Raw genomic sequence first — 21048 nt, 5'->3', positions numbered from 1 at the left:
TTCTATGCGCGAGATCGACGTGAACGAACTCGAAGCGGTGTTGGCCACCGGCGCCCCGCTCGTCGACGTCCGTGAGGCGGACGAGTACGCCGAGGCGCGGGTGCCCGGCGCGGCCTCGATCCCGCTGAGCGAGTTCGTCGCGCGCGTCGACGAGGTTCCGGCCGACGGCACTGTCTACGTCATCTGCGCGGCCGGCGGCCGCAGCGCCCAGGCCGCGCAGTACCTCGAGGCCCGCGGTGTCGACGCCGTCAACGTCGTCGGCGGCACCATGGCATGGCTGCAGTCCGGCCGCGCCGTCGAGTCCGGCAGCTAGCTCCACCCGAACCCGGTCGAAACCGAGTGGTTCTCGACCGGGTTCTCTTTAGCCCTCACATATACCCCCACCCGTATTTCCGTCCCTCGCGTTTTGCGCACTTATCGCGCGAATCCCACCCGTGAAACCGCGCTAAGTGCGCAAAACGCGGGACGGAACCAGACACCCACAACACCGAAAGGCATCTCCCATGACCACCACCGGACAGCGGCAGGACTCCCCGCCGCCATCCACCGAGTCCGTCGGCGGCCCACTCGCCCGGCTCGGTGCCGCGATGGCCGACAACTTCAAATGGGTGATCACCGCGTGGCTCGTGCTGGTCGTCGCCCTCGGCGCCGCGGCGCCCTCGGTGTTCAGCTCGCTGGCCGGTGCCGGCTGGCAGGCCAACGGCTCCGAGTCGGTGCAGGTGCGCGAGCTCGCACAGGAACACTTCGGCGGCAACGCGTCGTCGGCGATCCAGGTCGTCGTCCACTCCGACGAGAAGCCGCTCGACGACCCCGCGGTGCAGCAGGTGCTCGGCGAGGCGACGTCGGTGCTGCAGGCCGACGCCCGCATCGGCGAGGTGATCCCGCCGCAGCCCGGCATGACGATCAGCCCCGACGGGCACACCGGCATCCTCGTCGCCGGCGCGAACGCGAACACCGACGACATGGTGCGCGCGGTCGACGACCTCGGCGGCGACCTGAAGGCGCTCTCGGGCGACGGCATCGACGTCTACCCGACCGGCGCGTCGGCACTGTGGAGCGACTTCAACAAGGCCAACCACGACGCCATGATCAAGGCCGAGATGATGTCGTGGCCGGTCACGCTCGGCATCATGGTCCTCGCGTTCGGCTCGCTCGTCGCCGCGGGTCTGCCGCTGCTGCTGACCCTCGCGGGTCTGGTCGCGTCCGCCGGCGGCCTGGTGCTGCTCAACGAGATCACTCCGATCTCCGTGTGGGCCATGAACTTCGCGATGATGTTCGCGCTCGCGCTCGGCATCGACTACGCGCTGTTCCTCGTCGTCCGCTTCCGGGACGCGTTGCGTAAGAACGCGAACGCGCGCCTGGCGGTCGCCGAGACGATGGACACCGCCGGCAAGGCTGTCCTGCTCTCGGGACTGACGGTGCTGGTGAGTCTGTCCGCCGTGCTGCTCGTCCCCGCGCCCGCGGTCCGGACGATGGCGGTCGGCATCATGCTCGCGGTCGTGTTCGTTCTCGCGGCGACGCTGACGCTGCTGCCCGCCGTGCTCGCGAAGCTGGGCCGCAAGGTCAACGCCGGCTCGCTGCCGTACGCCAAGAAGCAGCAGACCGAGACCGACGGCTCGCCGCTGTTCACCAAGTGGGGCAAGCTGCTCGACCGGCACCCGCTGCCGTTCGCGGTCGGTGCCGTCGCGATCCTGATCGGACTCGCGATCCCGGTGCTGGGCCTCAAGGTCGCGATGCCGTCCATCCAGGTGGTCCCCGAGGACGCCGCCGTGCGTCAGGGATACGAACTGGTGCAGGAGCAGATGGGTGTCGGCGCGCCGGGCGCGCTGCAGATCGTGGTCCCCGAGGCCGACGCGCCCGCTGCGGCCCAGGCCGCGGCAACCGTCGACGGTGTGGCCGCGGTGACGCCCGCGATGCCGGCGTCGGACGGGTCCGGTCTGGTGATGATGCAGGCGCTGCCGACTGTCGATCCGTCGGATCCCGCGCTCGGCGGAACGCTCGACACACTGCGTGGCGAACTGCCCGACAGCGCCCTGGTCGGCGGTGCGCCGGCGGAGAACCTGGACCTGCAGACGGCGTTGAACGATTACCTGCCGATCGTCATCGGCGTGATCCTGGTGCTGGGCTTCCTGCTGCTGCTGGTCGCCCTGCAGGCCCCGCTGGTCTCGCTGATCGGCACGGTCGTGAGCCTGCTGTCGACCGCTGCGGCGTTCGGTGCATCGAAGCTGATCTTCCAGGACGGGCACCTGTCCGATCTGCTCGGCTTCACCCCGCAGGGCTTCCTCGACGGCTGGGGGCCGGTGTTCTTCTTCGCGATGATCTTCGCGATCGCGATGGACTACACGGTGTTCCTGCTGTCGACGGTCAAGGAGCAGTACGAGAAGACCGGTAGCGCGCGGGGTGCCCAGATCTCGGGCATGGCGCATTCCGGACGGGTCATCTTCGCGGCCGCGGCCGTCATGGTGGGCGTGTTCTTCAGCTTCGCGCTCGCCGAGCCGCTGCCGCCGAAGGAGATGGGCATCCTGCTGGGCATCGCCGTCCTGCTCGACGCCGTGCTGATCCGCCTGATCCTGCTGCCGGCGCTGCTGCGGCTGACCGGGAACGCGGCCTGGTGGTCGCCGAACTGGCTGCGCAAGGCGCTGCCGAACATCAAGTTCTCGCACGGGTGATCCCGACACCGGATCCGGCTGATGACAGTGGTCACAGCCGGATCCGGCGGGATACCCCTGTGGGTAATCTGGAAGGGAAACGAGGAGGTCTCATGACCGGAGACGAAGAGAGCATCGCCCAGGTGCTCAACCGCCTGCGCCGCGCGCAGGGACAGCTGGCCGGAGTCATTTCGATGATCGAGAACGGCCGCGAGTGCAAGGACGTCGTCACGCAGTTGGCGGCGGTGTCCCGCGCGCTCGACCGGGCCGGCTTCAAGATCGTCGCGACCGGGCTGCGCGAATGCCTGTCCGGTGACGGCAAGGCGTCCGAACCGCTCACCGAGGCCGAACTCGAGAAGCTGTTCCTGGCCCTGGCCTGACGACAACCCTCCTGAAATCGACCCCGAGGAGTCCGTGATGGAACTGGGAATCTCGACCCGACTGAACACCGAGTTCGACGACGCCATCGCCAGGACGCGGGCGGCGTTGCAGGAGCAGGGTTTCGGTGTGCTCACCGAGATCGACATGCAGGCGACGCTGAAGGCGAAGATCGGCGCCGAGATGGAGCGGTACGTCATCCTCGGCGCGTGCAATCCGCAGCTCGCCCACCGTGCGGTCGGGGTGGACCGGCAGATCGGTCTGCTGCTGCCGTGCAACGTCGTGGTCCGTTCCGACGGCGACGGCGTGATCGTCGAGGCGATGAACCCGGCGCTCATGGTCGCGGTGACCGAGGAGCCCGGGCTCGAGGAGGTTGCCGCCGAGGCGACGACCCGCCTGCAGGCCGCGATCGACGCGCTGACCTGACGGTCGATCCGGCTCAGGCCGGAGCCGGTAGCGCCCTGGTTCGAACCCGGTGTGCGGTGTGCACGGCCACCACACACCAGGCGAGGACCAGGGCGCACAGCAGTCCGGCCGACAGCAGTCGCGGGATCTCGAAGTCGCCCGCGACACCGAACGCTCCCATCCCCACGGCACACGCGCCGACCGGGAAGATGAAGCTCCACCAGCTCATGGTGAACGTGAGACCCGAACGGAAGGCGCGCGCCGTGAGGACGCCGACCGCGGCGAGGACGACGATCATGACCGTCCCCATCAGCAGGCCGTAACCCAGGCCGAACAGGTGCAGTGCATTCGCGGTGTCGTGTCCGACGGCGTGTCCGGCCGCGGTTCCCAGGTTGTTGGCGGCCGCGATCGACTGCCCGACGATGCCGAGCGGGATCCACATGGTCGGCAGCGCCTGGAGCGGCGGCAGGCCGCCGTCGCGGAACTCGGCCGCGAGCAGCGCGACGATGAACAGCGCGAAGACCAGCGCGAGCGTGAACAGCGCATAGCAGCCTGCCAGCATCGCGACCCGCGGCCCGCCCTCGGGCAGATGGGTCACCAGGGCGGCGCCGGTCGCGGCCGACACCATGGGCGGCACCACCGGCATCAGCCACGCAGGGACCGCGGTGCCGCGATCGGCGACGGCCCGCAACCGTCCCGCCATCACCGCGCTGGTCGCAAGGCCGCCGATGGTGCCGAGCGCCCACAGTGTCCCGGCGATACCGAACGCGAGCCCGGCCGGGATCACCGTCGAGCCGACTGCCGCGGTGCCGGCACCGACGGTGAGCACGGCCATCGGCAGCGCGCCGTAGAACGGGAACATCGTGGTGCTGCGTGCGTACTCGCGGGCGTGCTCGGTGTGCCGGATCCAGTGCACCGCGAAAGCGGTCACGAGCACCGCGAGCAGGGTCACCGCGAGAAGCCAGAACGTCAGGGCGATCCCGCGTCGGCCCGGCAGATTCACCGGGAGCGACGACGTGGCGACGGCGATGATGCCGGTGCCCATGACCACGGCGAACCAGTTGGGTGTCAGATGTGCCAGACGCGGAGCGGTAAGCATGAAACCAAGGTTGCCGTTCCGACGTTGTTGCCGGTAGAAGGCTTGGAGTGGAAGGGATACAAACTCCGTTTGTGGGTCTAGCCTTGGGGGTATGCCGCTTTCGAACCGTGTTCCCGAACTCGCCGCGCTGGACGTGCTGGTCGCGGTGGGCAGGCTCGGGAGCATGGGCGCGGCCGGACGCGAACACGGACTCAGCCAGCAGGCCGTCAGTGCGCGCGTGCGCTCCGCGGAGCGTCAGCTCGGGCTGCGGGTGTTCGATCGCGGCGCCGGCGGTGTCCAGCCCACCGCCGAGGGTGCGCTGATCCTCGAATGGGCGTCAGCGATCCTCGACTCCGCCGAGGAGATGGCGTCGGGCGTCGCCGCCCTGCGCGGCGAACGGGACGCGAACCTGACCGTCGCCGCCAGCATGACGATCGCCGAATACCTCGTTCCGGGCTGGACCGTCGCGATGCGGCGCAAGTACCCGAACGTCGTCACCTCGGTGCGCCTGCTCAACTCCACCGACGTGGCGGCCCAGGTGCGGGCGGGCGAGGCGGACCTCGGATTCGTCGAGGGCCCGACGGCCCCCGACGGTCTGCGCGCGGTCGAGGTGGCGCACGACGAACTGGTCGTGATCGTCCCGCCCGACCACAAGTGGATCGCGCGGGCCCCGATCGACCCCAGTGAGCTCGCGGCCACGCCGCTGATCCAGCGCGAGCCCGGCTCCGGCACCCGGACGACGCTCGAACACGCGGTCCCCGGCTGCGTCGACCCACTGCTCGAACTCACGTCGTGCACCGCCGTCAAGGCTGCGGTCGTCGCGGGCAACGCCCCGGCCGTCGTCTCGTCGCTCGCGGTCGAAGCCGACCTCCACGACGGACGGCTCGCGTCGGTTCCGGTGCAGGGCCTGCGCATGCCGCGACGGCTGCTCGCGGTGTGGGACGGATCTCGCGGGTTGCGCGGCGCGGCACGCGATTTCCTCGACATCGCCTGCGGTCGCAGCTGAGCGCCGGTCGAGCGTTCGCCGTCAGATGCCCATCGCGCGGGCCATCAGCGGCCACGACTGGTGCAGGTCGTCCTGCCAGTACCCCCACGAATGGGTGCCGGTCGGATTGAAGTCGAACGTCGCCGGGATGTTCAGGGCGCGAAGGCGATCGGCGAGATTGCGGGTGCAGGCGTTGGTCGCGGCCTCGATCGCACCGCCCACGACGACCTGACGGGCGAACAGGACCGGCTCCCCGTCGACACCGGGTGCACCCAGATGGTCGTGCGGCCCCGGTAGACCCGAGCCGGACGAGACGAACAGTTCGGTCCCACGGAGCTTCTCCGCGTTGCGAACAGGGTCGTTGGCCAGCCGTGCCGGGCTCCCCGGCGGCCCCCACATGTTCACCGGATCGCCCCCGCCCGCCGACCGGACCACCAGGTCCACGAAGGCCGATCCCATCGGGGTGCTCGTCTCGGCGCACCCACTGTAGGACCCGACGGCCCTGTACAGGCCGGGCGCTGCGATCGCCAGGTTGAGGACGGACGTCGCCGTCATGGAGATGGCGGCGATCGAATTGGTGCCGTTCCCGCCGAACTCGGCGTCGATGATCGGCGGCAGTTCACGGGTCAGGAACGTCTGCCACTTGTTACGGCCGAGGACCGGATCATCGCGTTCCCAGTCGGTGTAGTAGCTGGCGGTGCCGCCCATCGGGGTCACGACGTTGACGTGCTTGTCCGCGAAGAACTCCGTGACGTCCGTGTTGGCCTGCCAGGTCGCGCCGGTCTCACCGCCGCCCGCGCCGTTGAGCAGGTACAGCGTCGGGCGCGGACGTGACGTGTCGGCCGGCAGCAGTACCCGGACGGGGACGACGCGGTCCATCGACTCCGAGTAGACGTGTGCGGTGCGCACGCGTGCGTCGGTGCTGTCGCCATCGATTCCGGTGAGGTGGGACAGCGGTTGTGCTCCGGCGACGGCGGCATCGCTCAGGGTCGTGATCAGCAGCGCTGCGAGAGACAGCGCCGAGGCGGCGAACACGTTTCGCGCGCGGCGAAGTGCTCCGTTTCGCATGGGTGGTGGTCCTTCGATGGTTCCGAGGGGGTGGACCCGACATACCCGAAACGCTGCGTAACGTGCAATTCCCCTGATACATCCGGTTTTCGAGGGCACTGTATCGCGTCGCCCGGCCCGGATGGGGCAGATCGGACATTCGTGCCGCGGGCGATGTCCCTGTGCGTGCAGTCAGTTGACGATCAGCACGCCGACCAACGCGATCGCGGCCACCCATACCGTCGACATCGCGGCCAGCGCGAGGGGGCGCGGTCCCACCTTCCTGATGGTGGCGATGTGCACGCCGGTGCCGAGTGCGAACATCGCGGCGGTCAACAGGGCGGTCTGCACGACCTTGGCGACGGAGAGCACGCCGTCGGGAAGCACTCCGGTCGAGCGCAGCGCGGCGCACGCGAGGAACGCGACCACGAACAGCGGTACCAGCGGCGGCCGGGTCCCGGCCGTCGTGCCGTCGGACCGGCGGCGCTGCTGGAGACCGATCACGGCCATGACCGGAGCGAGCATCACCACCCGGGCGAGCTTCACGACGGCTGCGACGGCGAGGGCGCCGCCTCCGATGGCGCCGCCCGCCGCGATGACCTGTGCGACCTCGTGGATCGACCCGCCCGCCCACATGCCGGCCGTGGTCTCGTCCATGCCCAGCGCGCGGGAGAGCAGCGGAATCGTGGGGATCATCAGGGTGCCGAAGAGCACCACGAGCGCCACCGCGGTGAGGACTTCCTCCTCCTTGGCGTCGACGACCCCGTCGACCGCGGCGGTTGCGGCCGCACCGCAGATCGAGAACCCGCAGGCGATCAGGAGCCGCTGGGTCCAGGACAGACCGAGCACGCTGCCCATCATCATCGTTCCGGTGATGCCGAGCGTGACGATCGCGACGACGACCGCGATCATGCCCCACCCGAGCCCGACGATGTCGCTGAGCATCAGCTGCAGACCGAGTAGCGCGATCCCCACCCGCAGGAGCTTCTTCGAGGAGAACGTGAGCCCGGGCCGGATCGTCGCCGGAAGCTGCACGGTGTTGGCGGCGACGGCGCCGAGCACGATCGCGATCAGCAGCGGGCTGACGGTCGGAAGCAGGCGCCCGACGCCCATCGCGACGGCGGTGGCCACGGCGGCGACCGCCACTCCCGGCATCAGCGAGGCCGCGGCGGCCCGGGCGCGGCCGGGTGCCTCGGGGGCGGTGGTCTGCTGCTCGACGCTACTGCTCATGGCTTCCAGATTCCGTCACTGAACGGTCGTTCGGTAGACGGCAAAACGGTATGGCGGCATATCGATCGGATATGTCAATAGTTCGGCGCATACAATCTGCGAATGCGTCGCCGCTGGCCCGACCTCGATGTCCTGGAACTGCTCGTGGGCGTCGACGACCACGGAAGTCTCAGCGCGGCAAGCAGAAACGCGGGAATGGCGCAGCCCAACGGGAGCCGCGCGATCAAACAGCTCGAGCGGCAACTCGGTATGCCGCTGCTGGATCGGCGTACCACCGGATCCACACTCACCCCGCAGGGCACCGTGGTCGTGCACTGGGCACGCCGCCTGCTCGACGAGGCGCACCGACTTCTCGACGTCGCCGACGGGCTGAGAGCCGAACGTTCCGCGGAGCTGACGATCGGCGCCAGTATGACCGTCGCCGAACATCTGCTCCCCGGGTGGCTGGGTCGCTTCCGGGGGCTCGACGCCGACGTCACCATCCATCTCCAGGTGCTCAACTCCACCCAGGTGTTCGAGCGGCTCGAGTCGGGCGCCTGCGACGTCGGATTCGTGGAATCACCGACACTGCCGCGCAGCCTGCACAGTGTCACCGTCGCGCGGGACGAGCTGGTCGTCGTCGTGCATCCGGGGCACCCGTGGACGCGCCGGCGCAAGCCGATCACCGTCGCCGAGCTGGCGCAGACGCCGCTCGTGGTCCGCGAGCCCGGCTCGGGCACCCGCACCACCCTCGACGTCGCCCTGCAGGACCTGCCGAGCACGCCGCCGCTGCTCGAGCTCGGCAGTGCCGCGGCCATCCGCACCAGCATCATCGCGGGTGTCGGGCCGGCGGTGATGAGCACCCTCGCAGTGGCGGATCAGGTGGCCGCGGGGGAGTTGAAGGTGGTGGACGTCGACGGCCTGGTGCTCGAACGCAGCCTGCGTGCGGTGTGGCGCGGCCCCCGTCAGCTGTCCGGTCCCGCCGGTGACCTGGTGCGCATGGTGCGCCGCAGCGGCGTCGGCTAGACGCCCCCCGCGAAACCGTGCTGGCGCCAGGCCTCGTACGTGACGACCGCCGCCGCGTTCGACAGGTTCAGCGACCGTCGGCCCGGCACCATCGGGATCCGCACCTGCGCGGTGACGTGCGGGTCCTCGAGCACGTCCTGCGCCAGCCCGGTCGGCTCGGGGCCGAACAGCAACACGTCCCCCGGCTGGTAGGCGAGGTCCGCGTACGACGTCGACGCGTGCGCGGTGAAGGCGAAGACCCGCTCGGGTCGGAGCGCGTCCCACGCCGCCTCGAGGTTCTCGTGCACCGTCACCGAGGCGAGGTCGTGGTAGTCGAGGCCTGCGCGCCGCAGCTTGGGCTCGGACAGGTCGAACCCGAGCGGGCCGACGAGGTGCAGTTCGCAGCCCGTCCCGGCGACCATGCGGATCGCGTTTCCCGTGTTGGGTGGGATGCGGGGCTCGTGGAACATCACTCGGAACACGGCGTTCAGCTTGCCAGGTACGGGTCGCCGTCCGCCGAGCGGATCGCGCCGGTCGAAATTGTCGGTGGGCGGGGGCAGCATGGATTTCATGACCGGTGAAATCGTCGAGATCGTGGGGGAGGACTTCTCCGATGCCCGCGCGACCGGGGAGAAGTGGGTCCGGCAGCACTACACCGCGTGCTCGTTCCGCGACGCGGATCTCTCGGAACTCGACACCGAGTTCGTGGTCTTCACCGAGTGTGACTTCACCGGTGCCGACCTCACCGATTCGCACCACCACGGCAGCGCGTTCCGGTCGTGCATGTTTGCGCGGACCACCATGTGGCACAGCAGCTTCCGAAGTTGCAGCATGCTCGGTTCGATCTTCGTCGAGTGTCAGATGCGGCCGCTGGTGGTCGAGGAGGTCGACTTCACGCTGGCGTCGATGGGCGGCGCGGACCTGCGGGGGTTGGACTTCACCGACTGTCGATTCCGCGAGGCCAACCTGGTGCAGGCAGATCTGCGCGGCGCCGTGCTGCGGTCGGTGAACCTGTCGGGCGCGCGGGTCGAGGCGATCCGGCTCGAGGGCGCCGACCTGCGCGGCGCTCACGTCGACCCCGGGCTGTGGACCGCCGCGAAACTCGACAAGACCCGGGTCGAACTGACGCAGGCGGTCGCGTACGCGGTCGCGCACGGCCTGACCGTCGAACCGTGACGGCGCTGTCGGTCAGCGCACCAGTTCGCGTGCCAGCAGATCCATCAGGAGCCCGTCGCGCCACACCCCGTCTGCGCCCAGGCAGTACTCACGCATGATGCCGACCTCACGGAACCCCACCTTGCGGTAGCACGCGATCGCCGCCGCATTCGCGGACTCGGGGTCGATGACGATCCGGTGGAAGCCGCGATCGTCGACGAGGTGGCTGCACAGCCTCCGCACCACTTCGCTTCCCAGGCCCTGCCCGTGCACGGCGCCGTCGAGGAACAGATCCAGTCCGGCGTGCCGGAACTCCGGATCGGACTCCTGGTACCACTGCGCGAATCCCACGACACGGTCGTCCACGACGACCGCGTATCCGACGGTGTCGGGGTCATCGGCCGGCCAGTCGTCGGCGGGTTCCTTCCACCATCGGCTCACCTCGGGAAGCCGATGGATCTCGCGCAGCCGTGCGTGGTGGGACGGCTGGACGGGGGTCAACAGGACACGTGGACCACGAAGATCCGGAGCCGGTGACATGCAGCGACCCTAGCCTGGAACAATGGTCGCCGTGACTGCAACGATCCTGGATGGCAAAGCAACCCGCGACGAGATTTTCGAGGACCTCGAGGCCAGGGTGGCAGCCCTGAAGGAGAAGGGCATCACGCCCGGACTGGGCACCATCCTCGTCGGCGACGACCCCGGTTCGGCCGCCTACGTGCGCGGCAAGCACAACGACTGCGCGAAGGTGGGCATCACCTCGATCCGTCGCGACCTGCCGGCCGACATCACGCAGGAAGAGCTCGAGGCCACGATCGACGAGCTCAACGCCAATCCCGAGTGCACCGGCTACATCGTGCAGCTCCCGCTACCGAAGCACCTCGACGAGAACGCCGCGCTCGAGCGCGTCGACCCCGACAAGGACGCCGACGGCCTGCACCCGGTGAACCTGGGGCGCCTGGTCCTGGGCAAGGAGGCGCCGCTGCCGTGCACCCCGCGCGGAATCGTGCACCTGCTGCGTCGCTACGAGGTTCCGATCGCCGGTGCCCACGTCGCCGTCGTCGGTCGTGGCGTCACCGTCGGTCGCCCGATCGGCCTGCTGCTCACCCGCCGCACCGAGAACGCGACGGTCACGCTGTGCCACACCGGAACCCGTGACCTGGCCGCGCAGGTGCGCCAGGCGGACATCGTGATCGCTGCCGCCGGCGTGCCCGGTCTGATCACCGCGGACATGGTCAAGCCGGGTGCCGCCGTGCTCGACGTGGGCGTCAGCCGCACCGCCGACGGACTGCGCGGTGACGTCGCCGACGACGTCCGCGAGGTCGCCGGCTTCGTGTCGCCGAACCCCGGTGGTGTCGGACCGCTCACGCGTGCCTTCCTGCTCACCAATGTCGTGGAGCGGGCCGAGCAGCTCGCCGGACAGTCCGACTAGGACCGGTCCGTGACGCAGTTCGCGCGCAGGAATTGGCCGTTGCTCGCCGTCGTCCTCGTGGTGGCGGCGGCCTTCGTGCTGGTCCTTGCCGACCGCTGGCGCCGTGGCGCCCTCGTTCTCGGGGGCGCCACGGTGCTCGCGGCTCTCCTGCGCGCGGCACTGTCGCCCGACCGGGTGGGGCTGCTCGCCGTGCGCGGCAAGGGATTCGATGTGGCGGCGATGGCGGTCGTCGGGGCCACGATCATCGCGCTGGCGGCGTCGATCGACCCCCTCGGGACCGACTGACGCGCCGCTCGGATCTGCGGGAGTTCGCGCTCAGCCCCGGCGGGCGGCGCGCGCCAGTTCCATCGTCTCCTTCAACAGTTCCGCCACGGCGTCCGCTTCGGTGAGGAAGCCGTCGTGGCCGTCCTTCGATTCCAGGACCCGCAGCCCGTCGCTGCCCGGCAGCCCGTCCGCGAGTTCCTGTTGCAGGCGTAGCGGATACAGCCGGTCGGAGTCGACGCCGCCGACGATCACGGGCACGTTCGTGGACGCGAGCGCCGCCGCGACACCGCCGCGTCCGCGACCGATGTCGTGCCGGTTCATCGCTTCGGTCAGCAACACGTAGGTGGCGGGATCGAAGCGGGCAACCAGCTTGTCGGCCTGGTGGTCGAGATAGCTCTGGACCGCGTACCGGCCACCGTCCCAGGGATTCTCGTCGGCCTGGGCGTCGTTGGCGAAACGGGAGTCGAGTTCGGCCTCGGTGCGGTACGTCAGGTGCGCGATCCGGCGGGCGAGTCCCAGACCGGTGCGGGGAATTCGCCCGGTGCCGTGGTAGTCGCCGCCCTGCCAGTCGGGATCGCTCGTCACGGCGGCGATCTGGGTGGTCTGGGTGCCGATCTGGTCGGCGGTGGCGCGAGCACCGACCGCGAGGACCAGAGCCGAGTCGACCCGATCGGGATGCCCGACGATCCACTCGAGCGTCCGCATGCCGCCCATCGACCCGCCGATGACGGACGAGAAACGTTCGATGCCGAGCACGTCGGCGAGGGCGACCTCGGCAGCCACCTGATCGCGGATGGAGATCTCCGGGAAGCGCGACCCCCACACCGTGCCGTCCGCGGCAATCGAACCGGGTCCCGTCGTACCGCGGCAGCCGCCGAGCACGTTGGTGGCGATCACGCACCACTCGTTCGTGTCGATCGGGGCGCCCGGGCCGATCATGCCGTCCCACCAGCCGGGGGAGGGGTGCTCGTCGTCCGCGGGGCCCGTCACGTGCGAGTCGCCGGTCAGGGCATGCTCGACGAGGACCACATTGTCCCGGTCGGTCGCGAGCTCGCCCCACCGCTGGACGGCGAGCTCGACATCGGGAAGAACCACACCGCTCTCGAGTTCGATCGAGCCGACGTGGACAAAGCACAAGCGCCCGTCCGGCGGGGGGAACCCCGCCGGACGGGCGTTGCGAACGGAGCTGACGGTCAAGATGCCGCCGCCGCGAAACCGGCGTCGAGGTCGGCGAGGATGTCGTCGATGCCCTCGATGCCGACGGCGAGCCGGACCAGGCCGGGGGTGACACCCGACGCGAGCTGCTCCTCCGGGGTGAGCTGCGAGTGGGTGGTCGACGCCGGGTGGATCACCAGCGAGCGCACGTCACCGATGTTGGCGACGTGGCTGTGCAGGGTGAGCGCGTTGACGAACTTCTTGCCGGCCTCGACCCCACCGGCCAGCTCGAACGCGACGATCGCGCCGGTGCCGCGCGGGGCGATCGTCTTCGCCCGCTCGTGCCACGGCGACGACGGCAGCCCGGCGTACGAGACCGACGTGACCTCCGGTCGGGCTTCGAGGTACTCGGCGACGGCCTTGGCGTTGGCGACGTGGCGCTCCATCCGCAGGCTGAGCGTCTCGATGCCCTGCGAGATCAGGAACGCGTTGAAGGGCGAGACCGCGGAACCCAGGTCGCGCAGCAGCTGCACGCGGGCCTTGAGAGCGAACGCCGGCGCGCCGAGATCTGCGAAGACGACACCGTGGTAGCTCGGGTCGGCAGTCGTGAAGTTGGTGTGGCGGCCCTGTGTCCAGTCGAACTTTCCACCGTCGACGATCACACCGGCGACCGCGGTGCCGTGGCCGCCGAGGTACTTCGTGGCCGAGTGGACGACGATGTCGGCGCCGTGCTCGAGCGGACGGATCAGGTACGGGCTCGCGACGGTGTTGTCGACGATCAGCGGGATGCCGTTCTCGTGCGCCACCTTCGAGATCCCCGGGATGTCGAGGATGTCGTTGCGAGGGTTCGAGATCGACTCGCCGTAGAACGCCTTGGTGTTCGGGCGGATCGCGGCACGCCACTGCTCGATGTCGTCGGGATCCTCGACGAACGAGACCTCGATGCCCAACTTGCGCAGCGAGTAGTGGAACAGGTTGTACGTGCCGCCGTACAGACGCGGGCTCGACACGATGTGGTCGCCGGCCTCGGCGAGGTTGAGGATCGCGAACGTCTCGGCGGCCTGCCCGGAGGCCAGCAGCAGAGCGGCGACGCCACCCTCGAGCGCGGCGATGCGCTGCTCGACGGCGTCCTGCGTCGGGTTCATGATGCGGGTGTAGATGTTGCCGGGCTCGGCCAGGCCGAACAGCGCTGCGGCATGGTCGGTGCTGTCGAACGTGTACGACGTGGTCTGGTAGATCGGCAACGCGCGGGCGTTGGTGGCGCCGTCGGGCGTCTGTCCCGCGTGGACCTGCTTGGTCTCGAAGCTCCAGTTCGCGGTCGGGTCGACAGCGGCGTCCGTGATTTCGGTCATGAGTCGTTCTACTCCAGGGTGTGAAGTCTGCAGATGGGGTTGGCGCAGCATCGACTGCGCGCCTGTGGACCGGCTACTCGTGACAACTACACATGAAGAACCTCCGGTGGGGCATGGCCCGGTCAGTGGGTCCGTCCCAGCGGACCCGCGCTTGTCTTCCGGCTCGAGTCGGAAGACCAGGTCATCACCCGGGGCACCCCACCGCGGTTGGAGGGTTGCCGGCCAGCGAGCCGGGGCTTGACGCTGACACTCATGACCTGGCCGTGATCTTAACGGCAGAAACGGGCACACGGGAAGGAGGGGGCTGATCTTTCGACCCCAGGTGTGGAGAACCGGCAAAGTTACCGGTAGGTAGGGGTAGTGAGCCAGGGGGCATGGTTGCGCTCGGAAGCAATAGCAGTACGCTCGTCATGTTTGGGTCGTCCCTGCCGAGGGAGATCCGAACCGTCTACGTTTGATAATTGAACCGTTGGCGGGTCCACTCACAAAGTGGCCCGTGCACCCCCAGTACCCAGGGAACGGAACCAGGGACACTTCCTAGGAGGACGCGAAGCCCCCATGTCCAAGATCAAGGTCGAAGGCAAGGTCGTCGAACTCGACGGCGACGAGATGACGCGCATCATCTGGCAGTTCATCAAAGACAAGCTGATCCATCCCTACCTGGATGTCGATCTCGAGTACTACGACCTGGGGATCGAGCATCGCGATGCCACCGACGACCAGGTCACCATCGACGCCGCCGAAGCGATCAAGAAGCACGGCGTCGGCGTCAAGTGCGCCACGATCACCCCGGACGAGGCGCGGGTCGAGGAATTCGGCCTGAAGAAGATGTGGCGTTCCCCGAACGGCACCATCCGTAACATCCTGGGCGGCACGATCTTCCGCGCCCCCATCCTGATCTCGAACGTCCCGCGTCTGGTCCCCGGTTGGACCAAGCCGGTGATCGTCGGCCGTCACGCCTTCGGTGACCAGTACCGCGCCACCGACTTCAAGGCACCCGGCGCCGGCACCGTCACCATCACCTACACCCCGGACGACGGCTCCGAGCCGATCCAGCACGAGGTGTGCCGCCTGCCCGAGGACGGCGGCGTGGTCATGGGTATGTACAACTACAAGAAGTCCATCCAGGACTTCGCGCGGGCCTCGCTGTCCTACGGCCTGCAGCAGAACTACCCGGTGTACCTCTCCACCAAGAACACGATCCTCAAGGCCTACGACGGCATGTTCAAGGACGAGTTCCAGCGGATCTACGAGGACGAGTTCAAGGCCGAGTTCGACGCCGCCGGCCTGCACTACGAGCACCGCCTCATCGACGACATGGTCGCCTCGTCCCTCAAGTGGGAGGGTGGCTACGTCTGGGCCTGCAAGAACTACGACGGTGACGTCCAGTCCGACACCGTTGCGCAGGGCTACGGCTCGCTGGGTCTGATGACCTCCGTGCTGATGACCCCGGACGGCCGTACCGTCGAGGCGGAGGCCGCACACGGCACCGTCACGCGCCACTACCGTCAGCACCAGCAGGGCAAGCCGACGTCGACCAACCCGATCGCGTCGATCTTCGCGTGGACCCGGGGCCTCGAGCACCGCGGCAAGCTGGACAACACCCCGGAGCTGATCGAGTTCGCACAGCAGCTCGAGGACGTCGTCATCAAGACCGTCGAGAACGGTCAGATGACCAAGGACCTCGCACTACTGGTCGGCCCGGACCAGGCCTGGCAGACCACCGAGGAGTTCCTCGCGACCCTCGACGAGAACCTGCAGAAGGCGCGCGCGTAATCGCGTAACCCTCGCCGAAACGGGACGTTCCCCTCGTGGGAACGTCCCGTTTCCATTTCCTCACTACCGTCGGACGTCTTGTTCCACCGTGCCCGGAAGGTATCTCTCTTGACCGTCTCGGCCACCGTTCCCGCGCCGTCCGGCAGCCCCGTCCCGGCTGCCCGACGCCGCCGCGCGATGTTCGCCCTCGCGATGGGCGGATTCGGCATCGGCACCACCGAGTTCGCCGCGATGGGCCTGTTGCCGCAGATCGCCGGCGGCCTGAAAATCTCCGAGTCCACTGCCGGACACGTCATCACCGCGTACGCGCTCGGCGTCGTCGTGGGCGCGCCGGTCATCGCCGCACTGACTGCGAGGGTTCCGCGCAAGACCCTGCTGATCGCGCTGATGATCGCGTTCACCGTCGGCAACGCCGCCACGATCGTCGCGCCCAGCTACGGCGGACTGCTGGTGGCGCGCTTCGTCGCGGGACTCCCGCACGGCGCCTACTTCGGCGTCGCGTCGCTGGTCGCCGCGTACCTCGCCGGACCGGGGCACCGTGCGAAGGCTGTCGCGATGGTCATGAGCGGCCTCGCGGTTGCCAACGTCGCCGGGGTGCCGGCGGCGACCTGGATCGGGCAGGGGCTCGGCTGGCGCAGCGCGTTCGCCGTCGTCGCCCTGATCGGCGCGCTCACCGTCGCGGCGATCGCGCTCCGGGTACCGCCCCTGCACGACGTGCGCACCACCGACCCGCGGACCGAACTGTCCGCCCTCCGGCGCGGACAGGTGTGGCTCACCCTCGTCGTCGCCACCGTGGGCTTCGGCGGCATGTTCGCGGTGTACACGTACGTCGGCTGGACCATGACCGACGTCGCCGGACTCCCGGTGACGCTGGTGCCCGTCGCGCTCATGGTCTACGGGCTCGGCATGGTGGCCGGCAACACCCTCGGCGGCCGCCTCGCCGACCGGGCGCTCACCCCCGGACTCTTCGCGATGCTCGCTGCCCTGGTGGGGCTCCTGGCGCTCTTCGCGGTCGCGGCGCACAATCCCTTCACCGCGATGCTCGTGCTGTTCCTCGTCGCCTCCGCCGGTTCGGCGCTCGTGCCCGGCCTGCAGACCCGGCTGATGGACGTGGCCGCCGATGCGCAGACCCTCGCGGCCGCCCTCAACCACTCCGCGCTCAACGTCGCGAACGCGTTCGGCGCATGGATCGGTGGGGTCGTCATCGCGGCGGGCCTCGGCTACACCGCTCCCGCTCTGGTCGGGTCGGCGCTCGCGCTCGCCGGTCTGGCAGTCCTGGCCGTCGCGGTGGTGACGGCGCGTCGGTGACGTCCGATACGGTTCTCCGCGTGCCGCACATCATCACCACCGTCAACGTCAACGGCGTCCGCGCCGCCGCCCGTAAGGGCCTGATCGACTGGCTCGCCGGATCCCAGGCCGACGTCGTCTGCCTGCAGGAGACGCGCGCCTCCGACAAACAACTGCACGAGACGCTGGCGCCGGCCCTCGACCAGGGCTGGCACGTCGCGTCTGCGGAACCGTCGGCGAAGGGCCGCAACGGTGTGGCGGTGCTGTCGCGGCGTCCTGCCGACGCCGTCCGCATCGGTTTCGGGGACGACGAGTTCGCGGATGCCGGACGCTACATCGAAGCCGACTTCGACGCGCTCACCGTCGGCAGCCTGTACCTGCCGACCGGGGAGGCGGAGACGCCCAAGCAGGAGCAGAAGGAACGCTTCATGGCGTCGTTCGCGGCGCACCTGTCGGCGAGCGCCGAGGCGGCAGTGGCGGCCGGACGCGACGTCCTGGTGTGCGGCGACTGGAACATCGCCCACACCGAACGGGACATCAAGAACTGGAAGGGCAACGTCAAGAAGTCGGGCTTCCTGCCCGGTGAGCGCGACTGGGTGGGCGCCCTGCTCGCCGGCGGCGCGTGGGTGGACGTCGTGCGCGAACTGCACCCGGACGTCGACGGCCCGTACTCGTGGTGGTCGTACCGCGGCAAGGCGTTCGACACCGACGCCGGTTGGCGTATCGACTACCACCTGACCACCCCCGGCCTGGCCGCGCGGGCGAAGGAAGCGCGCGTCGAGCGGGCCGCGACCTACGCCGAGCGCTGGTCCGACCATGCGCCCGTCACCGTGCAGTTCCGCTGATGGCTCCGCAGCGCAGGAGTCCGATCGTCGCGCTGCTCGTCGCCCTCGTCGGACTCGCGGCCGCGGTGTTCGTCGGCACCCAGAACGGCGGCGACGACAAATCTCCGGTCGCGTCGTCGGTGCCCGTGTCGGCCACGAGCACTGCCCTCGCGGCTCCGAAGGCGCCGGCCACGACGTCCAGCACGACCACCTCGACTGTCCGGGAGGCGAGCGGTGTGCCCCAGGCCGCGTGGGCCACGCTCGCGGCCGTCGACGCCGGACGCTGGCCACCGGACGATGCCCCGGGCACCCAGGGCGGCCGGACTTTCGGTAACCACGAGGGCCGGCTGCCCGCGACAGACGGGGGCGGGAAGATCCGCTACCAGGAATGGGACGTCAACCGGAAGGTGGACGGCCGGGGCCGCGACGCGGAGCGCATCGTGACCGGCAGCGACGGGTCCGCGTGGTACACCGACGATCACTACGAGACCTTCGCAAGGATGCGGTGATGGCCCCCACTCCGACGTTTCCGCGCGGACTGTCGCTGCTCGTCGCCGATGCACGCCGCACCGCGGGCATCGAGGAGGACCTGCGCGCGCTCCGGCCGGTCCGGCACGTGCGGGGCAGGCGGATGCCGACGGTCGCGGCGCTGTTCGACGAGTTCGCCGCGGCCCTGCAGTTCCCGTACTACTTCGGCCGCAACAAGGACGCGTTCGACGAGTGTCTCGGCGAACTCGCCGACACCGTCGGCGCCGACGCGGTGGTGCTGGTGCTCGACGCCGACAGCTTGCTGAACGAACAACCGACCGAACTGCCGTGGTTCGCGCAGGCGGTCGGTGCAACCGACGCGTCGCTCGTGTTGCAGGTGCGGCCCGGAGGCGCCGACGCCGTCGTCGATCGGTTCGCCGCGGTCGGCGTGCACCTCCCTCGCATCGCCGATCCCGGCGCGTGAAAGTATCGGGGATTATGTCGAGCACCGCAGAGAATCCCACGACCGCACCGACCGCGAAGCCCCGCGTCCTGTCCGGTATCCAGCCCACCGCCGACTCGTTCCACCTCGGCAATTTCCTCGGTGCGCTGCAGCAGTGGGTGCCTCTGCAGGACGACTTCGACGCCTTCTACTTCATCCCCGACCTGCACGCGATCACCGTGCCGCAGGACCCGAAGGAACTGCGTCAGCGCACCCTTCGGGCCGTCGCTCAGCTGCTCGCGCTCGGCATCGATCCCGAGCGGTCGACGCTGTTCGTGCAGAGCCAGGTTCCCGAGCACGCCGAGCTGGCCTGGGTCCTCAACTGCATCACCGGTTTCGGCGAGGCCAGCCGCATGACGCAGTTCAAGGACAAGTCGGCCAGGCAGGGCAGCGATCATGCCAGCGTCGGGCTGTTCACCTACCCCGTGCTGATGGCCGCCGACATCCTGCTCTACCGCCCGCAGCGCGTGCCGGTGGGTGAGGACCAGCGCCAGCACCTCGAACTCGCGCGTGACCTCGCCGGCCGGTTCAACACCCGCTTCGGCAAGACGTTCGTGATCCCCGAGCCGCAGATCATCAAGGGCACCGCGAAGATCTACGACCTGCAGGACCCGACGTCGAAGATGAGCAAGTCCGGCCCCACTCCGGCCGGCCTCGTCAACCTGCTCGACGACCCCAAGGTCTCGGCCAAGAAGATCAAGTCCGCCGTCACCGACAACGAGCGCGAGATTCGGTTCGATCCGCAGAACAAGCCCGGCGTGAGCAACCTGCTCACCATCCAGTCGGCACTGTCCGGCAAGAGCATCGACGACCTCGTCGCCGGCTACGAGGGCAAAGGGTACGGCGACCTCAAGGCGGACACCGCCGAGGTGCTCGGCGAGTTCGTCACGCCGCTGCGCGCGAAGGTCGACGGCTACCTCTCCGACCGCGCCGAACTGGACCGCATCCTCGCCTCCGGGGCCGATCGGGCCCGCGAGGTCGCTGCCCGGACACTCGGCCAGGTCTATGAGAAGGTGGGATTCCTGACGACCAGGAGGTAATCCGTACATGGCCGATGCCGCGCCCAGCTTTCTCGACAGGCAGCGTGCGGCGCGGCCGTGGCTCGATCACCTGGTCCGAGCGGGCGGTCGCTACCAGCAGCAGAAGGGCGACTACTACGCCGCCGGGATCACGTACTTCACGATCCTCGCGATCGTTCCGATCCTCATGGTCGCGTTCGCCGTCGCCGGTTTCGCGCTCGCGGGCAACCCGGAGTGGGTCGACGAGATCCAGGACCAGGTCAGCAACAACATGCCTGGTGGTCTGGGCGAGACCGTCAACGGGCTGATCGATTCGGCGATCTCCGCGCGCACCAGCGTGGGGGTGTTCGGTCTCCTCGGCGCCGCGTACGCCGGCATCGGCTGGATCACCAACCTGCGGGACGCGCTGACGGCGATGTGGGAGCACACCCACGAGGCCGGCAACTTCGTGATCACGAAACTCAAGGACTTCGGGGCGCTCCTCGGCCTCGGTGGGGCGATGCTCGTGACGTTCGGACTGTCGGCGCTCAGCAACGGCCCGGTCGCTCGTCAGGTGGTCGAGTGGCTCGGCGTGGAGCACGTGACCGGCGTGGGCGTCCTGCTCCGGATCACGTCGCTGGCGATCAGCGTGCTCGCCACCTGGGCGCTGCTGTCTTGGGTGATCGCGCGGATGCCGCGCGAAGCGGTGACCCTGCGCAGCGCCGGACGCGCTGCGTTCGCAGCGGCGATCGTCTTCGAGGTCTTCCGTCAGGTCGGGGCCATCTATCTCGAGGCAGTGAGCCAGGGGCCCGCGGGTGCGGCCTTCGGGCCGATCATCGGTCTCCTCGTATTCGCGAACCTCAGCGCGCGCCTCATCCTGTTCGCCACCGCGTGGGCCGCCACCGCCCGGGAGAATCTCGCGAATGCGTACGTCCCGCCGCCTGACTCCGCCGTCATCCGGCCTCGCGTCGAGGTACGGGAAGGGGCGTCGGCGAAGGAAGCGCTCGCTCTCACCGGCGCCGGTGCACTCGCGGCGATCGGGTTGGCGGGCCTGTGGCGGCGACGGGGCGACTGAGCCTC

Annotated in this window: 23 protein-coding genes and 1 riboswitch; of the genes, 16 read left to right on the top strand and 7 right to left on the bottom strand. The window is 69.2% G+C overall.

Annotated elements, in window-relative coordinates; translation table 11 throughout:
• The first annotated feature begins 4 nt into the window (after positions 1-4).
• The 4 genes from C7H75_RS18095 (at position 5) to C7H75_RS18080 (ending at position 3452) form a co-directional block, all read left to right on the top strand.
• Positions 5-313 carry a rhodanese-like domain-containing protein gene (locus tag C7H75_RS18095; protein ID WP_005518531.1) on the top strand — a complete coding sequence of 103 codons (309 nt, stop codon included), beginning with the start codon at positions 5-7 and terminating at the stop codon, positions 311-313.
• Positions 314-503: 190 nt separating this feature from the next.
• The gene (locus C7H75_RS18090; protein WP_005518534.1) at positions 504-2669 is read left to right on the top strand and encodes an MMPL family transporter; all 2166 of its coding nucleotides are present in this window, start codon (positions 504-506) and stop codon (positions 2667-2669) included.
• Positions 2670-2761: 92 nt separating this feature from the next.
• Positions 2762-3028 carry a metal-sensitive transcriptional regulator gene (locus C7H75_RS18085; RefSeq protein ID WP_005518536.1) on the top strand — a complete coding sequence of 89 codons (267 nt, stop codon included), beginning with the start codon at positions 2762-2764 and terminating at the stop codon, positions 3026-3028.
• 37 nt (positions 3029-3065) lie between these two features.
• Positions 3066-3452, top strand: a complete 387-nt coding sequence (locus tag C7H75_RS18080; protein WP_041674389.1) for a DUF302 domain-containing protein — start codon at positions 3066-3068, stop codon at positions 3450-3452.
• A 13-nt stretch (positions 3453-3465) separates the two neighbouring features.
• Here the strand turns inward: C7H75_RS18080 and C7H75_RS18075 are convergent, their stop codons facing one another.
• The gene (locus C7H75_RS18075; protein WP_022597245.1) at positions 3466-4530 is read right to left on the bottom strand and encodes a TDT family transporter; all 1065 of its coding nucleotides are present in this window, start codon (positions 4528-4530) and stop codon (positions 3466-3468) included.
• A 91-nt stretch (positions 4531-4621) separates the two neighbouring features.
• On the opposite strand from C7H75_RS18075, the gene C7H75_RS18070 reads away from it, so the two are divergent.
• Complete coding sequence (locus C7H75_RS18070; protein ID WP_005518540.1) at positions 4622-5515, top strand: LysR family transcriptional regulator; 894 nt, start codon at positions 4622-4624, stop codon at positions 5513-5515.
• A 21-nt stretch (positions 5516-5536) separates the two neighbouring features.
• On the opposite strand, the gene C7H75_RS18065 is transcribed toward C7H75_RS18070, so the two are convergent.
• Positions 5537-6562 carry an alpha/beta hydrolase gene (locus tag C7H75_RS18065; protein ID WP_084847478.1) on the bottom strand — a complete coding sequence of 342 codons (1026 nt, stop codon included), beginning with the start codon at positions 6560-6562 and terminating at the stop codon, positions 5537-5539.
• Positions 6563-6733: 171 nt separating this feature from the next.
• A complete protein-coding gene (locus C7H75_RS18060; protein WP_081120660.1) occupies positions 6734-7771 on the bottom strand; it encodes a YeiH family protein in 1038 nt (345 codons plus the stop codon).
• A gap of 102 nt (positions 7772-7873) precedes the next feature.
• On the opposite strand from C7H75_RS18060, the gene C7H75_RS18055 reads away from it, so the two are divergent.
• A complete protein-coding gene (locus C7H75_RS18055; protein ID WP_084847477.1) occupies positions 7874-8776 on the top strand; it encodes a LysR family transcriptional regulator in 903 nt (300 codons plus the stop codon).
• Here the strand turns inward: C7H75_RS18055 and C7H75_RS18050 are convergent.
• Entirely contained in the window at positions 8773-9237 is a 465-nt protein-coding gene (locus tag C7H75_RS18050) for a tRNA (cytidine(34)-2'-O)-methyltransferase (protein WP_022597236.1), read from the bottom strand. The two genes, C7H75_RS18055 and C7H75_RS18050, sit on opposite strands and share 4 nt — an antisense overlap.
• A gap of 79 nt (positions 9238-9316) precedes the next feature.
• On the opposite strand from C7H75_RS18050, the gene C7H75_RS18045 reads away from it, so the two are divergent.
• Entirely contained in the window at positions 9317-9931 is a 615-nt protein-coding gene (locus C7H75_RS18045) for a pentapeptide repeat-containing protein (protein ID WP_005518545.1), read from the top strand.
• Between the two features lie 12 nt (positions 9932-9943).
• Here the strand turns inward: C7H75_RS18045 and C7H75_RS18040 are convergent, their stop codons facing one another.
• Positions 9944-10450, bottom strand: a complete 507-nt coding sequence (locus C7H75_RS18040; RefSeq protein WP_069856654.1) for a GNAT family N-acetyltransferase — start codon at positions 10448-10450, stop codon at positions 9944-9946.
• Positions 10451-10481: 31 nt separating this feature from the next.
• On the opposite strand from C7H75_RS18040, the gene C7H75_RS18035 reads away from it, so the two are divergent.
• Together C7H75_RS18035 and C7H75_RS18030 are read left to right on the top strand one after the other, a co-directional pair.
• On the top strand, positions 10482-11342 hold the full coding sequence (locus C7H75_RS18035; RefSeq protein WP_022597230.1) for a bifunctional methylenetetrahydrofolate dehydrogenase/methenyltetrahydrofolate cyclohydrolase: 861 nt from the start codon (positions 10482-10484) through the stop codon (positions 11340-11342).
• Positions 11343-11351: 9 nt separating this feature from the next.
• Positions 11352-11627, top strand: coding sequence for a DUF3017 domain-containing protein (locus C7H75_RS18030; RefSeq protein ID WP_106851661.1), 276 nt, complete (start codon positions 11352-11354; stop codon positions 11625-11627).
• Between the two features lie 30 nt (positions 11628-11657).
• Here the strand turns inward: C7H75_RS18030 and metX are convergent, their stop codons facing one another.
• Entirely contained in the window at positions 11658-12803 is a 1146-nt protein-coding gene (gene metX, locus C7H75_RS18025) for a homoserine O-acetyltransferase MetX (protein ID WP_041674382.1), read from the bottom strand.
• The gene (locus C7H75_RS18020; RefSeq protein ID WP_005518552.1) at positions 12800-14113 is read right to left on the bottom strand and encodes a bifunctional o-acetylhomoserine/o-acetylserine sulfhydrylase; all 1314 of its coding nucleotides are present in this window, start codon (positions 14111-14113) and stop codon (positions 12800-12802) included. Before C7H75_RS18020 ends, metX begins: the two co-directional genes overlap by 4 nt.
• A gap of 142 nt (positions 14114-14255) precedes the next feature.
• A riboswitch (SAM riboswitch) is annotated at positions 14256-14371 on the bottom strand.
• Positions 14372-14671: 300 nt separating this feature from the next.
• Here C7H75_RS18020 and C7H75_RS18015 point away from each other — a divergent pair.
• The 7 genes from C7H75_RS18015 (at position 14672) to yhjD (ending at position 21043) form a co-directional block, all read left to right on the top strand.
• On the top strand, positions 14672-15889 hold the full coding sequence (locus tag C7H75_RS18015) for an NADP-dependent isocitrate dehydrogenase (RefSeq protein ID WP_005518554.1): 1218 nt from the start codon (positions 14672-14674) through the stop codon (positions 15887-15889).
• Between the two features lie 108 nt (positions 15890-15997).
• Positions 15998-17197: an MFS transporter gene (locus C7H75_RS18010; RefSeq protein WP_005518556.1), complete on the top strand. Its 1200-nt coding sequence runs from the start codon at positions 15998-16000 to the stop codon at positions 17195-17197.
• 20 nt (positions 17198-17217) lie between these two features.
• Positions 17218-18021: an exodeoxyribonuclease III gene (locus C7H75_RS18005; protein WP_172504539.1), complete on the top strand. Its 804-nt coding sequence runs from the start codon at positions 17218-17220 to the stop codon at positions 18019-18021.
• On the top strand, positions 18021-18509 hold the full coding sequence (locus C7H75_RS18000; protein ID WP_081120657.1) for a guanyl-specific ribonuclease: 489 nt from the start codon (positions 18021-18023) through the stop codon (positions 18507-18509). The genes C7H75_RS18005 and C7H75_RS18000 overlap by 1 nt, the downstream gene beginning before the upstream one ends.
• Positions 18509-18952: a barstar family protein gene (locus tag C7H75_RS17995; RefSeq protein WP_064057774.1), complete on the top strand. Its 444-nt coding sequence runs from the start codon at positions 18509-18511 to the stop codon at positions 18950-18952. Before C7H75_RS18000 ends, C7H75_RS17995 begins: the two co-directional genes overlap by 1 nt.
• Positions 18953-18966: 14 nt before the next feature.
• Entirely contained in the window at positions 18967-20010 is a 1044-nt protein-coding gene (trpS, locus tag C7H75_RS17990) for a tryptophan--tRNA ligase (RefSeq protein ID WP_005518560.1), read from the top strand.
• Between the two features lie 7 nt (positions 20011-20017).
• On the top strand, positions 20018-21043 hold the full coding sequence (gene yhjD / locus C7H75_RS17985; protein WP_005518561.1) for an inner membrane protein YhjD: 1026 nt from the start codon (positions 20018-20020) through the stop codon (positions 21041-21043).
• Positions 21044-21048 lie beyond the last annotated feature (5 nt).

Source organism: Rhodococcus (subgen. Prescottella) equi (assembly GCF_003013675.1).
Classification (GTDB): domain Bacteria; phylum Actinomycetota; class Actinomycetes; order Mycobacteriales; family Mycobacteriaceae; genus Prescottella; species Prescottella equi.
This window is presented reverse-complemented; position numbering and strand designations above follow the sequence as displayed.

What these genes read in the sequence shown, in the direction of transcription:
- C7H75_RS18095 (WP_005518531.1), top strand. Translation starts at nt 5, where the DNA reads ATGCGCGAGATCGACGTGAACGAACTCGAAGCGGTGTTGGCCACCGGC.
- C7H75_RS18070 (WP_005518540.1), top strand. Translation starts at nt 4,622, where the DNA reads ATGCCGCTTTCGAACCGTGTTCCCGAACTCGCCGCGCTGGACGTGCTG.
- trpS (WP_005518560.1), top strand. Translation starts at nt 18,967, where the DNA reads ATGTCGAGCACCGCAGAGAATCCCACGACCGCACCGACCGCGAAGCCC.
- C7H75_RS18080 (WP_041674389.1), top strand. Translation starts at nt 3,066, where the DNA reads ATGGAACTGGGAATCTCGACCCGACTGAACACCGAGTTCGACGACGCC.
- C7H75_RS18090 (WP_005518534.1), top strand. Translation starts at nt 504, where the DNA reads ATGACCACCACCGGACAGCGGCAGGACTCCCCGCCGCCATCCACCGAG.
- C7H75_RS18085 (WP_005518536.1), top strand. Translation starts at nt 2,762, where the DNA reads ATGACCGGAGACGAAGAGAGCATCGCCCAGGTGCTCAACCGCCTGCGC.
- C7H75_RS18060 (WP_081120660.1), bottom strand. Translation starts at nt 7,771, where the DNA reads ATGAGCAGTAGCGTCGAGCAGCAGACCACCGCCCCCGAGGCACCCGGC.
- C7H75_RS18000 (WP_081120657.1), top strand. Translation starts at nt 18,021, where the DNA reads ATGGCTCCGCAGCGCAGGAGTCCGATCGTCGCGCTGCTCGTCGCCCTC.
- C7H75_RS18075 (WP_022597245.1), bottom strand. Translation starts at nt 4,530, where the DNA reads ATGCTTACCGCTCCGCGTCTGGCACATCTGACACCCAACTGGTTCGCC.
- C7H75_RS18015 (WP_005518554.1), top strand. Translation starts at nt 14,672, where the DNA reads ATGTCCAAGATCAAGGTCGAAGGCAAGGTCGTCGAACTCGACGGCGAC.
- C7H75_RS18065 (WP_084847478.1), bottom strand. Translation starts at nt 6,562, where the DNA reads ATGCGAAACGGAGCACTTCGCCGCGCGCGAAACGTGTTCGCCGCCTCG.
- yhjD (WP_005518561.1), top strand. Translation starts at nt 20,018, where the DNA reads ATGGCCGATGCCGCGCCCAGCTTTCTCGACAGGCAGCGTGCGGCGCGG.
- C7H75_RS17995 (WP_064057774.1), top strand. Translation starts at nt 18,509, where the DNA reads ATGGCCCCCACTCCGACGTTTCCGCGCGGACTGTCGCTGCTCGTCGCC.
- C7H75_RS18045 (WP_005518545.1), top strand. Translation starts at nt 9,317, where the DNA reads ATGGATTTCATGACCGGTGAAATCGTCGAGATCGTGGGGGAGGACTTC.
- C7H75_RS18020 (WP_005518552.1), bottom strand. Translation starts at nt 14,113, where the DNA reads ATGACCGAAATCACGGACGCCGCTGTCGACCCGACCGCGAACTGGAGC.
- C7H75_RS18055 (WP_084847477.1), top strand. Translation starts at nt 7,874, where the DNA reads ATGCGTCGCCGCTGGCCCGACCTCGATGTCCTGGAACTGCTCGTGGGC.
- C7H75_RS18040 (WP_069856654.1), bottom strand. Translation starts at nt 10,450, where the DNA reads ATGTCACCGGCTCCGGATCTTCGTGGTCCACGTGTCCTGTTGACCCCC.